General features: G+C 50.9%; 15 protein-coding genes. 10 read left to right on the top strand and 5 right to left on the bottom strand.

All coding sequences use genetic code 11. The annotated features are described in order from the left end of the window. Window positions 1-306 precede the first annotated feature (306 nt). Window positions 307-840, top strand: coding sequence for a glutathione peroxidase (locus tag VB081_RS07055; protein ID WP_323400123.1), 534 nt, complete (start codon window positions 307-309; stop codon window positions 838-840). Between the two features lie 31 nt (window positions 841-871). On the opposite strand, the gene VB081_RS07050 is transcribed toward VB081_RS07055, so the two are convergent. From VB081_RS07050 to VB081_RS07035, 4 genes are all read right to left on the bottom strand, one after another. Continuing rightward, entirely contained in the window at window positions 872-2,221 is a 1,350-nt protein-coding gene (locus VB081_RS07050; protein ID WP_323400122.1) for an MATE family efflux transporter, read from the bottom strand. Between the two features lie 168 nt (window positions 2,222-2,389). Further along, window positions 2,390-3,193 (bottom strand): arsenite methyltransferase, encoded by an 804-nt coding sequence (gene arsM / locus VB081_RS07045; RefSeq protein ID WP_323400121.1) that lies wholly within the window; start codon window positions 3,191-3,193, stop codon window positions 2,390-2,392. A 3-nt stretch (window positions 3,194-3,196) separates the two neighbouring features. Then, entirely contained in the window at window positions 3,197-3,502 is a 306-nt protein-coding gene (locus VB081_RS07040; protein ID WP_323400120.1) for an ArsR/SmtB family transcription factor, read from the bottom strand. A 117-nt stretch (window positions 3,503-3,619) separates the two neighbouring features. Then, complete coding sequence (locus tag VB081_RS07035; protein ID WP_323400119.1) at window positions 3,620-4,834, bottom strand: argininosuccinate synthase; 1,215 nt, start codon at window positions 4,832-4,834, stop codon at window positions 3,620-3,622. A 187-nt stretch (window positions 4,835-5,021) separates the two neighbouring features. Here VB081_RS07035 and ruvC point away from each other — a divergent pair, with 187 nt between their 5' ends. The 7 genes from ruvC to VB081_RS07000 are packed head-to-tail and all read left to right on the top strand — an operon-like array spanning window position 5,022 to window position 10,124. After that, on the top strand, window positions 5,022-5,525 hold the full coding sequence (gene ruvC, locus VB081_RS07030; protein ID WP_323400118.1) for a crossover junction endodeoxyribonuclease RuvC: 504 nt from the start codon (window positions 5,022-5,024) through the stop codon (window positions 5,523-5,525). An 11-nt stretch (window positions 5,526-5,536) separates the two neighbouring features. Then, window positions 5,537-6,124, top strand: coding sequence for a Holliday junction branch migration protein RuvA (ruvA, locus tag VB081_RS07025; protein WP_323400117.1), 588 nt, complete (start codon window positions 5,537-5,539; stop codon window positions 6,122-6,124). Window positions 6,125-6,136: 12 nt separating this feature from the next. After that, the gene (locus VB081_RS07020; RefSeq protein ID WP_323400116.1) at window positions 6,137-6,712 is read left to right on the top strand and encodes a hypothetical protein; all 576 of its coding nucleotides are present in this window, start codon (window positions 6,137-6,139) and stop codon (window positions 6,710-6,712) included. 56 nt (window positions 6,713-6,768) lie between these two features. Next, the gene (gene ruvB / locus VB081_RS07015; protein WP_323400124.1) at window positions 6,769-7,776 is read left to right on the top strand and encodes a Holliday junction branch migration DNA helicase RuvB; all 1,008 of its coding nucleotides are present in this window, start codon (window positions 6,769-6,771) and stop codon (window positions 7,774-7,776) included. A gap of 15 nt (window positions 7,777-7,791) precedes the next feature. Beyond that, window positions 7,792-8,811 (top strand): tRNA preQ1(34) S-adenosylmethionine ribosyltransferase-isomerase QueA, encoded by a 1,020-nt coding sequence (gene queA / locus VB081_RS07010; protein ID WP_323400115.1) that lies wholly within the window; start codon window positions 7,792-7,794, stop codon window positions 8,809-8,811. Then, the gene (locus VB081_RS07005) at window positions 8,811-9,635 is read left to right on the top strand and encodes an EFR1 family ferrodoxin (protein ID WP_323400114.1); all 825 of its coding nucleotides are present in this window, start codon (window positions 8,811-8,813) and stop codon (window positions 9,633-9,635) included. The genes queA and VB081_RS07005 overlap by 1 nt, the downstream gene beginning before the upstream one ends. Before the next feature lie 12 nt (window positions 9,636-9,647). Continuing rightward, window positions 9,648-10,124, top strand: a complete 477-nt coding sequence (locus VB081_RS07000; RefSeq protein ID WP_323400113.1) for a hypothetical protein — start codon at window positions 9,648-9,650, stop codon at window positions 10,122-10,124. Between the two features lie 52 nt (window positions 10,125-10,176). Here VB081_RS07000 and VB081_RS06995 read toward each other — a convergent pair whose 3' ends face one another. Then, on the bottom strand, window positions 10,177-11,193 hold the full coding sequence (locus VB081_RS06995; protein WP_323400112.1) for a YeiH family protein: 1,017 nt from the start codon (window positions 11,191-11,193) through the stop codon (window positions 10,177-10,179). Window positions 11,194-11,322: 129 nt separating this feature from the next. Between VB081_RS06995 and VB081_RS06990 the strand changes: the two genes are divergently transcribed. Together VB081_RS06990 and VB081_RS06985 are read left to right on the top strand one after the other, a co-directional pair. Continuing rightward, window positions 11,323-12,198, top strand: coding sequence for a LysR family transcriptional regulator (locus VB081_RS06990; RefSeq protein WP_323400111.1), 876 nt, complete (start codon window positions 11,323-11,325; stop codon window positions 12,196-12,198). A gap of 74 nt (window positions 12,199-12,272) precedes the next feature. Continuing rightward, on the top strand, window positions 12,273-13,541 hold the full coding sequence (locus VB081_RS06985) for an HD-GYP domain-containing protein (RefSeq protein ID WP_323400110.1): 1,269 nt from the start codon (window positions 12,273-12,275) through the stop codon (window positions 13,539-13,541). The last annotated feature ends 236 nt before the right edge of the window (window positions 13,542-13,777 follow it).

Raw genomic sequence — 13,777 nt, 5'->3', positions numbered from 1 at the left:
GTTCGGGGGTTGCGGACGACGAAAAAACAGCCTCCATCCGCGAACAGCTGGAGCTTGCGCCGCTGCCAAGTGAAAGGCCGGATATCGATCCTAACAGCATAGTGAGTACGGACAACTGGAGCGTCGGCGAGGTACCGACGGACGTACCGTTTGTACAGGGCTCGCAGAATTAGGGCATAAATATATGAAAATCCGGATATCGCTGGTATCCGGATTTTTTGTTTTTTGAAATTGATTGCGTAGCAAAGGGCAATGCTGTTTATCAATACGAATAACAAACCAATGGCGACCGGAAGGAGAAAACAAATGAACCTATATGATTTTACTGTAAAGGACAACAAAGGGAACGACGTTTCACTCAAAGACTATGAAGGCAAGGTATTGCTGATCGTAAATACCGCTACAAAATGTGGGCTGACGCCGCAATATGAGATGCTCGAGCAGTTGTATGAAAAATATAAAGACAGAGGCCTCGAGGTGCTCGACTTTCCCTGCAACCAGTTCATGCACCAGGCGCCGGGGACGGACGAGGAGATCAACTCGTTTTGTACGCTCAACTACAACACGACATTTCCACGCTTCCAGAAGATCGATGTGAATGGGAAGAACGCCGCGCCGCTCTATGTTTGGCTCAAGGAAGAAATCCCTGAGGATAAAGGGGACGAGCAATCGAAAAAGTTTGAGAAAAAGGTAAAGCTGCTGGCGCGCAACAAAGAGGACAGCGACATCAAATGGAATTTTGGGAAATTCCTGATCGACCGCGAGGGCAACGCTGTGCAGCGCTACTCGCCGGCATACACAGGGGAAATGATCTCCGAAGATATCGAAGCGATCATATGAAAGAACCGGCCGGGTAGACGCCCGGCCTTTTTTATGCCGCAGAAATCGTTTTTGGGGCATGGTGTTTCCTGAAAAAGTGGAGCACGAGGAGCAGCGCACACACAAGCGTCAATATCTCGGTCGCCGGCCCCGCCATCCATACGCCGTTCAGGCCAAAGAAGTTGGGCAGCAGCAGTACGAACGGGATGATGAGCCCAAAGCCGCGCAGCGCGGAGATGGCAAACGAGGGACGGGGCTTCGCGATGGAAGCAAAGAACGAGGTAGTCACGATGTTGAGCCCCGCAAAGACAAAACCAAAGAAATAGATGCGCAGGCCGTCCACGGTGAGAGCGGCAAGCTGTGCGTTGTTTTCATTGTTGAAGATGGACGCGATCTGCGACGGGAAAAAGAGCCCGATCAGGAAAAACACAAGGCCGAGGACGACAGCAATGATCGCTCCGCCGGTGTAGATATGCCGCACGTGATCCATCCGTCCGGCGCCGTAGGAATGGCTTAAAATAGGCTGGATGCCCTGCCCAATGCCGGTAAAGATGGCAATGCACACGAGCGCCAGATTGGCGATGATGCCGTATGCCGCCACGCCGAGGTCGCCCGCGATGCGCAGGATGGTCAGGTTGAATACAATGATGATGATACCGGACGAAGCCTCCATAACGAAGGAAGGAAGTCCGGTGAATATCGTTTTGCGGATCTCCGCGCCTTTGAATTTGGTTTTTTGCAGCTTGAAGCTGTTCTTTTTGCGCAGGAAATGCAGCGACAGGATCGCCATGCTCACAATAGGGGAAACGCCCGTTGCGAGCGCCGCGCCGAAGATGCCGAGCTGCATGGGGAATACGAAGATGTAGTCGAACACGATATTGAACAGGCAGCCGGACAGCATGCCGATCATGGCAAGGCGGGGATCGCCGTCGTTGCGCACGAACGCGACAAGCAGATTGTTCAAAATAAACGCGCACGAGAAAAGCATGAGCATTTTTAAGTAAGTGGACGTCATCTCGATGATGTGCTCGCCCTCCGCGCCGAGTGCAATGGCAAACGGGCGGTTAAAGAGCAGACCGCATACAGTTATGACGACGCCGCATACAAGAGCCACGACAAACGCCTGCGTAAAGATGCGGTTTAAGGAATCGCGCTTGCCTTTGCCGATAGCGATGGAAAAAAGTGTTGCCGAACCAATGCCGATCATCAGCCCAAGCCCGTTGATAAAGCTGTAGACGGGGATGGCGAGGTTCAGCGCGACGAGGCCGCTTGGCCCCACGCCGTTCGCGACAAAGAAGGTATCCGCAAGTACATAGAGGGACAGACCGAACATACTGAGCACGTTCAGCGAAACATACTTGAAGAAGGTGGCTGTGATGTTTTCATTGCTTATGCTTTGCATAACAGTTACTCTCCTTACCAATAAAAAAAGGCCTGTGCGTATCCACAGGCCTAACAATACGAAAAATCTTTTGGGGACACCCGGCGGTGCAAACTTCTCCCCGTTTATTCAACTGTTTGCTATTATAGCAAAGGGAAAAGTGGGTGTCAAGCGGGCAATCGAAAGTTGCTATTTATATGCTTTGACATAAGCGCTGGCAAAAGCGTTGTCAAGCTCGTTTGCCTCCTCGTCCGAAAGGTCGAAGCTGAGCCCCTTGTTCTGTGCAAATTCACGCAGGAATTCCTTGGTATAGGAATCGACGACGGTGATCTCAACATTCTTAAAGCCCGCATCCTCAAGCTTTTGCGTATATTCTTCGATGGAAAGTGCACCGGAAATACAGCCCACCCACAGTTGGGCATTTTTCCTAAGGTCGGCCTCCACCTTTTTCAGCTCGATCACGTCGGCAATGGCTACGCGTCCGCCCGGCCTGATCACGCGGTAGGCCTCGCGCAGCACGGCGCTTTTGTCCTCGCTTAGGTTGATGACGCAGTTGGAGGTGACAACGTCGACAGTATCGTTGTCAAGCGGAATATCTTCGATATATCCTTTGATAAATTCAACATTTTTTCTGCCGCTTCGCTGCTTGTTTTCGTTCGCCAGATCGAGCATTTCGTCCGTCATGTCAAGGCCGTAGACCTTGCCCGTTTCGCCCGCGTACTTCGCCGAGATCAGTACGTCGATCCCGCCGCCGCTTCCCAAGTCAAGCACGGTTTCGCCCGGCTGGATGTTGGCCAAAAAGATAGGGTTGGCACAGCCGATGGAAGCTTTCAACGCTTCCTCGGGCAAATCCTCTAAATATTCGTCGTCATATAATATCTGGCTCTTTTGCGGCTTGCAGCAACAGCAGGGCGCTTCTCCTGTGCCTGCTGTGACTTCGCTCGCAAGGCCGCCGTAATACTTTTTGATCTCGTCTTTGATATCTTTACTCATGGTTTATTTCTCCTTACAAATACAATTTTTTTCTGTGACGCTCAGCAGATCGATAAACGCGCGGATTTCCTGCAAACGCCCGTTATGAAGGGAATAATGTGTCCATTTTCCTTCCCTGCGGGGAATCACGACGCCGCTGTCGCACAAAACTTTCATGTGGTGGGAAAGCGTGGGCTGGGTGATGTCAAACTTTTCCTGAATCACGCAGGCGCATAATTCGCCGCACGAAAGCATATCCACGATTTCAAGCCGCGTAGGCTCTGCAATGGCTTTTAGTACAGCCGCATACTTCGTATAATCTGTTCTCATAAAAACCTCACATAGATAATTATCTATGTATATGATAAACGATACATAGATGAATGTCAATATGTTATAGCAAAAAAACAGCCCGGTACATGACCAGGCCGTTTTGGTATCTGCTATTTAGATTTCCTTATCCTTTAATGCAAGCGCGCGCATCTTTAGCGGCAGACCGAACAGATTGATGAAGCCTTCCGCATCCTTGTGGTCATAGACCTCAACCTCGCCGACCGTTGCAAATTCTTCGATGTACAGCGAATAGGGAGATTGGATCCCCACGTGCACGCAATTTCCCTTATAAAGCTTCATGCGCACGGTGCCTGTGACCGTCTTTTGCGTCTCCTCAACAAAAGCGGCGAGAGACTCGCGCAGCGGACAGAACCATTTGCCATCGTACACAAGCTCGGCGTACTTTGCGCCAATGCCTTCTTTATAGTGGGAGGTGTCTTTGTCGAGCGTCAGCATCTCTAGCGCAGCGTGCGCCGTATAGAGGATACGTCCGCCCGGATTTTCGTACACGCCACGGCTTTTCATGCCCACAAGACGGTTTTCCACCAGATCGTCGATCCCTACGCCATTTTCCGCGCCAAGCTCGTTCAATTTCGTGACCATTTCCACTGGGCCGTATTGTTTGCCATCGATGGAGACGGGGATACCCTTTTCAAATTCGATCGTGAAATAGCACGGCTTGTCCGGCGCTTCCTCCGGCGTTTTGCAGATCATATAAAGATCGTCCTTGGGCTCGTTCCACGGGTCCTCTAGGTCTGCGCCCTCGTGCGATAAGTGCCAGATGTTCGCGTCCATGCTGTAGTTGTGCTCTTTGTCTACCGGGATCGGGATATTACGCGCCTGCGCATATTCGATCTCTTCTTCACGGGATTTCAAATCCCAGATACGCCAGGGAGCAATGATATCAAGCTCAGGTGCAAGCGCCTTTACCGTCAGCTCAAAACGCACCTGATCGTTGCCTTTGCCTGTCGCGCCGTGGCAGATCGCGTCTGCGCCCACTTCCTTGGCGATCTCGACCAGCCTTTTGGCGATGACGGGACGTGCAAACGACGTACCGAGCAGGTATTTACCTTCATAGACTGCGCCCGCCTGCATGGTGGGGAATACATAATCGGTGATGAATTCCTCTGTCAGGTCTTCGATGTATGCGTCCGAAGCGCCGGTATTGATTGCTTTCTCATACAGGCCGTCAAGCTCTTTGCCCTGCCCGACATTGCCGCACACCGCGATCACATCTTTGACGCCGTATGTCTCCTTGAGCCACGGGATGATGATGGACGTATCGAGGCCGCCGGAATATGCAAGAACTACTTTGTTATACTGTTTCATATCAAAACTCCTTTTATTCAGCCTGTTTGCAGGCGTTTCATTCATTTTATATTTATAATTATACATAAAAATGAATAATTATGCAATAGGTAATTTTATAAAAATATAAAATTTTTTCAGTAAGCGGAAAATTGCGAAATAAAGTGAAATCATGTATACTAGAGCGTATAGTGTGGAAGGAAATAAAATGATAGTTTTAGGAATAGACCCGGGGCTTGCGACCGTCTGTTACGGCGTTGTGAGCTGCGATGAAAAGACAAGACTGGCTCTCGTTGATTACGGCACGATACTGACCGAGGCAAAGGAGCAGTTTCCGATCCGCCTCAAGCAAATACATCAGGGGATCGGCCAGTTGATCGATATGTTCCATCCGGATTGCGTGGCGTTTGAGGAGCTATTCTTCAATAAGAATGTAACAACAGCCATCAACGTCGCCCAGGCAAGGGGCGCGGCGCTTGTCGCAGCCTCCGAGCGCATGGAGGAGCTGTACGAATATACCCCCTTGCAGATCAAGCAGGCGGTGGTCGGCTATGGACGGGCGGACAAGCATCAGGTACAGATCATGGTAAAGACGCTGTTGTCCCTAAAGGATATCCCCCGCCCGGACGACGCGGCGGACGCGGTCGCAGTGGCGATCTGCCACGCGCACAGCGCGCGTACGGCGGGAATATTGAATACAAAAATCAAGTAAGGAGCTACCCTATGTATGCATATATTGCCGGTGAAGTGGCTAAGAAGGCGGAAAATTACGCAGTCATCGACGTAAACGGCGTAGGATACCAGATTTTTACGGATACATTTTCTCTGAATGCGCTGAAAACAGGCGAACAGGGCAAGCTGTATACCTATCTGAAAGTGGCGGAAGCGGAAATGACGCTTTACGGTTTTGCTACCATAGAGCAGAAAACGATGTTTGAAAAGCTGATCACCATCAGCGGGGTAGGCCCCAAGGTCGCGGCCTCCGTGCTGTGTGTGATGCGGGTCAATGACATCGCTGCGGCGGTCATTTCCAGCGACGACAAAGCGTTTGCCGCCGTACCGGGCATTGGTAAAAAGACCGCGCAAAGGCTTGTTTTAGAACTGAAGGAAAAGGTAGATATCGAGGATGCGGTCGGCGACGGCGTGGATATGGAGATGTTTACACAGGACGCGGCGCAAGAAGCTGTCGCCGCGCTTTGTGGATTGGGATACAACAGGCAGGAGGCCGTCGCGGCGATCGCAGCGGTTAAAAGCCTGGGAGACAGCGCGGAAGAACTTGTTTCTCTCGCACTCAAAAGAATGGGTAAATAATAGGAGGAAAATATGAAAAGAGTATTGACGGTCATATTGGTAACATTGTTGGCAGTGGTTTTGGTATCGTGCGCGCAGCAGCAAGCGGCGCCCAGCGAAATTCCCGCGCCTTCAGAACCGCCGGAGCTTTCGGAAAGCGCAACGCCTTCGCCCGAAAGCACGCAGCCGGAGGAGACGGCAGGCATGGCGAATCCGTGGAAAACAGTTGCAGATGCACAAGAGGTGAAAACTCTGACAGGCCTTACGATGAGCGCGCTGCCCGAAGGCGCGACAGACGTTTCGTATTCCGTGATGGAAAGTGATAAGACGGCGCAGGTGATGTTTACATGGAATGGTGATGCCTACACATACCGCATGATCGCCGGCGCGCCGGAAACAGACCTTTCGGGCATGTTTGTCGATTTTGCAAATACGGAAGACCTGACATGGGAAGATTACCCGTTCACAGTAAGTTATAATGAAGGCAAAGAAGGAAAATCGATGTGGCATGACGAACTGACGGATGCAACGTACTCCGTAACGATGTCGCAGGGCGCGACAAGAGACAAGCTTGCCGAGATTTCCAAGGTGCTGATCCCTGCGGGGTGAGCTGAAAGGGGTAACACTTGAGTTTTGACGAAGAAGAATCCCGTATTGTTTCCGGGATGAAAATGACCGAGGATATCGTTGCGGATGCGACGCTCAGGCCGCAGTGCTTAGACGAATATATCGGTCAGGATAAAGTAAAAGAAAAAATGGCCATCTTTATCGAGGCGGCAAAAATGCGTAGTGAGGCGCTTGACCACGTATTGCTTTACGGCCCGCCCGGCCTCGGAAAAACAACGCTGGCACACATCATTGCGCAGGAGTTGAATGTCAATATACGCATCACCTCCGGCCCCGCGATCGAGCGGCCGGGGGATTTGGCGGCGCTCCTTACCAACCTTTCGGATAAGGACGTGCTGTTTATCGACGAGATACACCGCCTCAATTCCAGCGTAGAGGAGGTGCTTTATCCCGCGATGGAAGATTACGCACTCGATATCATCCTCGGGAAGGGGCCGTCTGCGCGCTCCATGCGCATTGACCTGCCAAAATTCACACTGGTGGGTGCGACGACGCGCGCGGGCATGCTGACGTCGCCACTCCGGGATAGGTTTGGCATCATCAACCGCCTGCGGATGTACGATGCAGACCAGCTACATACGATCGTCAAACGGTCGGCGGCAATATTGGATATCCATGTGGACGAAGACGGCGCTGAAGAGATCGCTCGCCGCTCGCGTGGGACACCGCGTATTGCAAACAGGCTGCTGCGCCGTGTGCGCGACTTTGCCGACGTACGTGCGCAAGGCGTGATCACCAAGGAAGCGGCAGACGAAGGTCTGCAGCTGCTGGAGGTCGATCATCTTGGGCTGGATCATTCCGACCGGCTGGTACTGGAAGCGATCCTTGAAAAGTTTGGCGGTGGGCCGGTGGGGCTCGATACGCTTGCAGCGACGACCGGCGAGGAAGCGGGTACGATCGAAGACGTGATCGAGCCGTTTTTGCTGCAGCTGGGGTTCATTCAGAGGACGCCGCGCGGACGCTGTGCGACAGAAAACGCATACCGGCATATGGGCTTGCCTTTGCCGCAAAACAACGCTAATAAAGGACAAACAAAGCTGTTCTAGTTTGTATAGTACACTATGAAAACATCGGATTTTGACTATGATCTGCCGGAAAAGCTGATCGCACAAACGCCCATCGAGCCGCGGGATCATTCGCGGCTTTTGGTATATGACCGTGCGTCGCAAAAAACAGAGCACAAGCATTTTTATGACGTAGCAGAGTACCTTGCGGCGGGCGATGTATTGGTGCTCAACGAAACAAAGGTCATCCCCGCGCGCCTGTATGGCAAGAAGCGCGGGACGGATACCGATTTCGAGTTTTTGTTATTAAAGCGCCTGTCTCTGGATACGTGGGACGTCATTATGCGGCCGGGCAGGAAGCTAAAGCTGGGCGACTATGTTGATTTTGGAGACGGCCTGTGCGCAAGGCTTCTCCAAAAAAAAGAGGACGGCGTGTGCGAGGTACAGTTCGAATACGACGGCGTATTCGAAGAAATACTCGATCAATACGGCAATATGCCGCTGCCGCCTTACATCACAAAGCGGCTTGAAAAAAAGGAGCGCTACCAGACGGTTTATGCAAAAGAGGATGGCAGCGCGGCAGCCCCGACGGCGGGTCTGCATTTTACGCCTGAACTTCTGGAGAAATTAGAAGAAAAAGGTGTGATCATTGTAAAAATATTGCTGCATGTGGGGCTTGGAACGTTTCGGCCAATGAAGGAAGATACGGTAGAAGACCACATCATGCACTCGGAATACTACAGCATAAGCGACGGTGCGGCGGAACAGATCAATGCGGCCAAGCGCGAAGGGCGGCGGGTGATCGCTGTAGGTACAACGTCCGTACGTACGCTGGAAAGCGCGGCAAAAGATGGCCTCGTAGAGGCGGGCAGCGCAGATACGGATATTTTTATCTATCCGGGATATGCGTGGCAGGTCGTGGATGCGCTTATCACCAACTTCCATTTGCCAAAGTCCACGCTTGTGATGCTGGTGAGCGCGTTTTGCGGACAAAAAGAGACACTGGATTTGTACAAACAGGCGGTCGGGCTGAAATACAGGTTTTTCAGCTTCGGCGACGCGATGCTGATATTGTGATGGATATGAAAAAGGTTTGGGCGGTATATTTCAGCGCCACAGGCACAACAAAAAAAGTTACAGAGGCACTGGCGCAGAAAATGGCACGGGACTTGAAAGCAGAATATAAGGTATTCGACTTTACACTTCCCACGGGACGCGAAGTAAAACAAACATTTAACACGGAAGATATCGTCATATTTGGCGTTCCCGTCTATGCGGGGCGCGTACCCAATGTGCTGCTCAAATATCTAGCGACCATTCGCGGAAATGGCGCGCTGTGTGTGCCGGTCGTGCTTTTCGGCAACAGGGACTTTGACGATGCGCTCATCGAGCTGAAGGATATTTTGCGGGGCAATGGTTTTTTGCCTGTCGCCGCGGCGGCGTTTGTGGGCGAACATGCCTTTTCGGATGTGCTCGCCAAGGGTAGGCCGGACGAGGCGGATATGGAAAAGGTACAGGCGTTTGCACAGGCGGCAGCAAAAAAAGCCGCGGCCCTGCAGCGCGTATCGAAGATGGATATTGCGGTGGATGGAACGCCTTATCCCTACCGCGGATATTTTGTGCCGCGTGACCGTGCCGGGAACGCTGTCGATATCCGCAAGGTAAAGCCGCTTTTAAGTGATGCGTGTAACGACTGTAAGATATGTGCGGACGTTTGCCCGATGGGGTCTATTGACTATCAAAATGTACGGGAATATACTGGTATTTGTATCAAGTGCGGTGCGTGCATCAAAAAGTGTCCGCAGGGTGCGAGGTACTACGATGATGCGGGGTATCTGTACCATAAAAGGGAGTTGGAAGAAGGGCTTTCGTTAAGGACGGAGCCTAAGCTGTTCTGGTAAGGGAGAGATCATATGTTTGGGCATCTGGGATTTTCATATGTCGGATTGATTTTTGTTCTGCTGCTGATTGTTCCCAATATTCTGTTTATGAGGCGCGTTCCGGCGGATTTTAGCGACGAGGGAGAAAATGGCGTGCTGCTGCTTTTGGAACGTATGGGGCAGGTAGGGTGCATCGTATGCGCGCTGATGTTCAGTAATTTCAATTTTGTGCCGTTTACGCCCTGGAGCATATGGCTTGTCGTCGCATTCGTGCTGATGGGCCTGTATGAATTTTGCTGGTTTCGTTATTTCAAGGGGAAACAGAACGCGAGATATATGTATCGTAGTTTTTTCGGAATACCCATTCCGCTGGCGGTCTTTCCGGTCGCGGCGTTCCTGCTTCTTGGCATTTATGGTCAGGTGCTGTGGATGATCCTGTTTGCTGTGATCTTAGGGATCGGGCATATCGGCATCCATTGGTATCACGCAAAAAGGTTCGGGATACTGTGAATTAGAAAATAAAAAGCAGGGCAGTCGCCCTGCTTTTTTGATGACCGCAGAATTACCAGATACCCAATATATGCTGCATCATGAGACTCACAGCCGCAATGCCGATCCAGCAAATGAGCCCCATAAAGATCGGTTTGCCGCCTGTCTTCACAAGCTTAACGATGTTGGTATTCAGGCCGATCGCCGCCATAGCCATAATAATAAAGAATTTGCTCAGCTCTTTTAACGGCCCGGTGACAAACGCAGGAAGGTTGAATACTGTGGTGACGACCGAGGCCAGTACAAAGAACAGCACGAACCACGGAAATATTTTTTTGAAGCTTACCTTAACACCTTCGCTCGCCTCCAGCTTCCTCTCCTGACGGGTACGCACAAACGCCAATACAAGCGTAATGGGGATGATGGCGAGCGTACGCGTCAGCTTGACGATGGTCGCGGTATCGAGCGTATTGCTGCCGTGTATCCCGTCCCACGCGGTCGCGGCGGCGGTAACGGACGAGGTGTCGTTGATCGCTGTTCCGGCAAACAGCCCAAAGCCCTCATTTGAAAGCCCCAGCGCACCGCCAAGGGTAGGGAAGACCAGTGCGGCAACGACGTTAAAGAGAAAGATAACGGAGATGGATTGTGCGATCTCCTCGTCGTTGGCGCCAATGACAGGCGCGGTGGCCGCGATCGCGCTGCCGCCGCAGATAGAGGAGCCTACGCCGATCAGAGTGGAGATGCGCGAGGGCATCTTCATCGCACGGTACATGATATACGCTAAGATGAGCGACGTTGCGATCGTAGATATAATAATAGGAAGCGACTGCGCGCCCACACGCAAAATCTCCGACAGGTTCATGCCGAAGCCAAGAAGCACGACCGCCCATTGCAGTATTTTTTTTGATGTAAAATTGACGCCTGCGTGAAAGGGTTCCCTTTTTTTAAGGAGCAGCGCCAGCACCATACCGATCAGGATCGCAAATACCGGCCCGCCCACGACGGGCAGCAGCTTTCCCAGAAAAAATGCGGGGACAGCGATCGCTAAGCACAGCAGTAAGCCTTTCGTGTGCTTTCGTAAGAAATCCATGACTCAACCTCTTTATCATTCCGAATTGATTTTATTATAGCATGCAATATTAATAATATAAAATTATATATATTTATATTTAGATAAATATATGTTATGATTTAAACGATCGGGAAAAGAGGGATGGCTATGCTGGATTTCAGGATCAAGACGTTTCTTGTGGTGTGCGAGCGCCTGAACTATACAAAAGCCGCACAGGAACTTAATATTACACAGCCCGCGGTATCGCAGCATATCAGGCATCTGGAGGAGCATTACCAGACAAAGCTCTTTGCAAAAAACGGAAAAAGAATCGAGCTGACAGAGGCGGGCGACCGGCTTCGGAACGCGATGATCGCTATGAAACACGACAATCTTTTTTTGCAAAAAAAGTTATCGGACAGTCCGCGCAAAAACGAGCTCAATTTTGGCGTGACCCTGACGGTAGGGGAATTTGTGATCCCGCATTCTGTCGCGCGCTACCTGAAAAAGCATCCGTCCACGGCGTTGCGGATGGAGGTGGCAAACACGCGACAGCTGTTAGGGCAGCTGGATGAAGGAGATATCGATTTTGCGCTGGTGGAAGGCTATTTTGCAAAAAATGAGTATGACTACATCGTTTTCAGGACGGAGCCATATATCGCCGTATGCGGGAAAGATTATACGTTTTTAAAGCAGCCGCAGGCAATCGAAGACCTGCTTGGCGAACGGCTCATCGTTCGCGAAGCAGGCAGCGGTACGCGTGAAGTGCTGGAAAAGTGTCTGGAGGAAAGAAACCTGCAGGTGGACGATTTTTTAAACAGGGTGCAGATCAGCAACCTGAGCACGATCAAGACGCTGGTGCAGGAAAACTGCGGCGTGACGTTTTTGTATGAGGCGGCGGTGCGAAAAGAGCTCGAAGAAGGTACACTGCAAAAAATTGAATTGCGTAATTTTAATATATCGCACGACCTGACGTTTATCTGGCGTTCTGGCAGTGTTTTTGCGGACGATTATCGTGCGATCTACGATGAATTGAACACCTGATTGGCGTACTCTTTTTCTTGACGGCAAGGCAGCGGCAGGATATGATAAAATACAGGAAAAGGCGGGTATGGATTATGCCGATTATTGATGACAACAATATCAGTGATTTGCTGCAAAGAACACTGAATTGCGTAGACCCACGGCTGGTAGACCACGGAAAGCGTGTTGCCTTTATCGTATCCAAAATGCTGCAAACGCAAAACAAATACACGCTAAAAGAACAGCAGCAGATATGTTTTTTGGCGCTGCTGCATGATATCGGGGCATATAAAACGGAAGAGATCGACCAGATGGTGCGGTTTGAAACGGAAGACATCTGGGATCATGCCGTTTATGGATACCTCTTTATACGCTATCTTTCTCCGCTGGGTGCATATGCGCCGGCGATCCTGCTGCATCACTTAAATTACGACCGGATGGAGCTTGTGAAAACGCTGGACGTTTCATCGCTGCATAAAGAGATCGCACAGATACTTTTCCTTGCAGACCGTGTAGATATCTTCAGGGAGACCTACGGAAACAAAAAGGATGAACTGAACAGCTATCTGGAGCGTTCGAAGGACAAGCGCTTTTCATCCGAGGCGGTGGAACTGTTCTTTCATGCAGAGGAAAAGCACCACATTATGGAAGGGCTCGATGTGCCCGTCGACTTTCAAGAAATGATCGGGGAGATCGCCTTCACGCGCGAGGAAGTGCGTATGTATATCGATATGATCGTGTTCACCATCGATTTTCGCAGCGAATATACGGTCACGCATACGATCACAACAACGCAGATCGCGTATGAAGCGGCGCGTATGATGGGACTCAGTGAAAAGGCGATGCACAAGATTTATTATGGGGCGATGCTCCATGACTTGGGGAAGATAGGCATCCCTGTGGAAATACTGGAATTTCCAGGAAAGCTGAGCGCACAAGCAATGCGTGTGATGCAGACGCATGTAGATATTACGGCGGAGATACTGGGGAACAGTTTTGACCATGAGGTCATGCGCATCGCTGTCAGGCACCACGAAAAAATTGATGGATCAGGCTATCCAAACGGTCTCAACGCAAAAGAACTCAGCATAAGCGAGCGAATCGTGGCGGTGGCGGATATCGTGAGTGCGCTGAACGGCGTGCGCAGCTATAAGGATGCGTTCCCAAAGGAAAAGACGTTGTCTATTATTGGGAAGATGAGCGAAAACGGTCAGCTTGACACGCAGGCCGTGGACATGATCACCGCGCATTTTGACGAGATCATGGAAACGGTCAGGGAACGGTGCAAGCCTGTCCTTGAGACATACGACAAGCTGCAGGCGGAATATAAGACTCTGATGAAGCAATGCAAAGAGGCGTTGTGAGAAATCCTTGACGGCGAAAGAAGCAGATGATATAGTTAGCAGTATAAAAAAGAAGGGGACAGTGCGGTGCGTAAAATTTCTTGCAGATAATCATTTTATGAAAGGCATAGTAAACGGAAGATATTTCGTTTGGTTGGTTGTGCCTGTGCAAGAAAGTTACAAAAACCGGCGTTGATGTTCTCCTGCATAATGGGTAATCCCTGTTTGCGGCATGGTGGCCTGCGGAAAAGTAATTT

The organism is Christensenella sp. (assembly GCF_034927525.1).
Classification (GTDB): Bacteria; Bacillota; Clostridia; order Christensenellales; family Christensenellaceae; genus Christensenella.
Note: the sequence above shows the minus strand (reverse complement) of the source record. Positions and strands in the feature narration are given on the sequence as shown.

What these genes read in the sequence shown, in the direction of transcription:
- VB081_RS07055 (WP_323400123.1), top strand. Translation starts at nt 307, where the DNA reads ATGAACCTATATGATTTTACTGTAAAGGACAACAAAGGGAACGACGTT.
- VB081_RS07050 (WP_323400122.1), bottom strand. Translation starts at nt 2,221, where the DNA reads ATGCAAAGCATAAGCAATGAAAACATCACAGCCACCTTCTTCAAGTAT.
- arsM (WP_323400121.1), bottom strand. Translation starts at nt 3,193, where the DNA reads ATGAGTAAAGATATCAAAGACGAGATCAAAAAGTATTACGGCGGCCTT.
- VB081_RS07040 (WP_323400120.1), bottom strand. Translation starts at nt 3,502, where the DNA reads ATGAGAACAGATTATACGAAGTATGCGGCTGTACTAAAAGCCATTGCA.
- VB081_RS07035 (WP_323400119.1), bottom strand. Translation starts at nt 4,834, where the DNA reads ATGAAACAGTATAACAAAGTAGTTCTTGCATATTCCGGCGGCCTCGAT.
- ruvC (WP_323400118.1), top strand. Translation starts at nt 5,022, where the DNA reads ATGATAGTTTTAGGAATAGACCCGGGGCTTGCGACCGTCTGTTACGGC.
- ruvA (WP_323400117.1), top strand. Translation starts at nt 5,537, where the DNA reads ATGTATGCATATATTGCCGGTGAAGTGGCTAAGAAGGCGGAAAATTAC.
- VB081_RS07020 (WP_323400116.1), top strand. Translation starts at nt 6,137, where the DNA reads ATGAAAAGAGTATTGACGGTCATATTGGTAACATTGTTGGCAGTGGTT.
- ruvB (WP_323400124.1), top strand. Translation starts at nt 6,769, where the DNA reads ATGAAAATGACCGAGGATATCGTTGCGGATGCGACGCTCAGGCCGCAG.
- queA (WP_323400115.1), top strand. Translation starts at nt 7,792, where the DNA reads ATGAAAACATCGGATTTTGACTATGATCTGCCGGAAAAGCTGATCGCA.
- VB081_RS07005 (WP_323400114.1), top strand. Translation starts at nt 8,811, where the DNA reads ATGGATATGAAAAAGGTTTGGGCGGTATATTTCAGCGCCACAGGCACA.
- VB081_RS07000 (WP_323400113.1), top strand. Translation starts at nt 9,648, where the DNA reads ATGTTTGGGCATCTGGGATTTTCATATGTCGGATTGATTTTTGTTCTG.
- VB081_RS06995 (WP_323400112.1), bottom strand. Translation starts at nt 11,193, where the DNA reads ATGGATTTCTTACGAAAGCACACGAAAGGCTTACTGCTGTGCTTAGCG.
- VB081_RS06990 (WP_323400111.1), top strand. Translation starts at nt 11,323, where the DNA reads ATGCTGGATTTCAGGATCAAGACGTTTCTTGTGGTGTGCGAGCGCCTG.
- VB081_RS06985 (WP_323400110.1), top strand. Translation starts at nt 12,273, where the DNA reads ATGCCGATTATTGATGACAACAATATCAGTGATTTGCTGCAAAGAACA.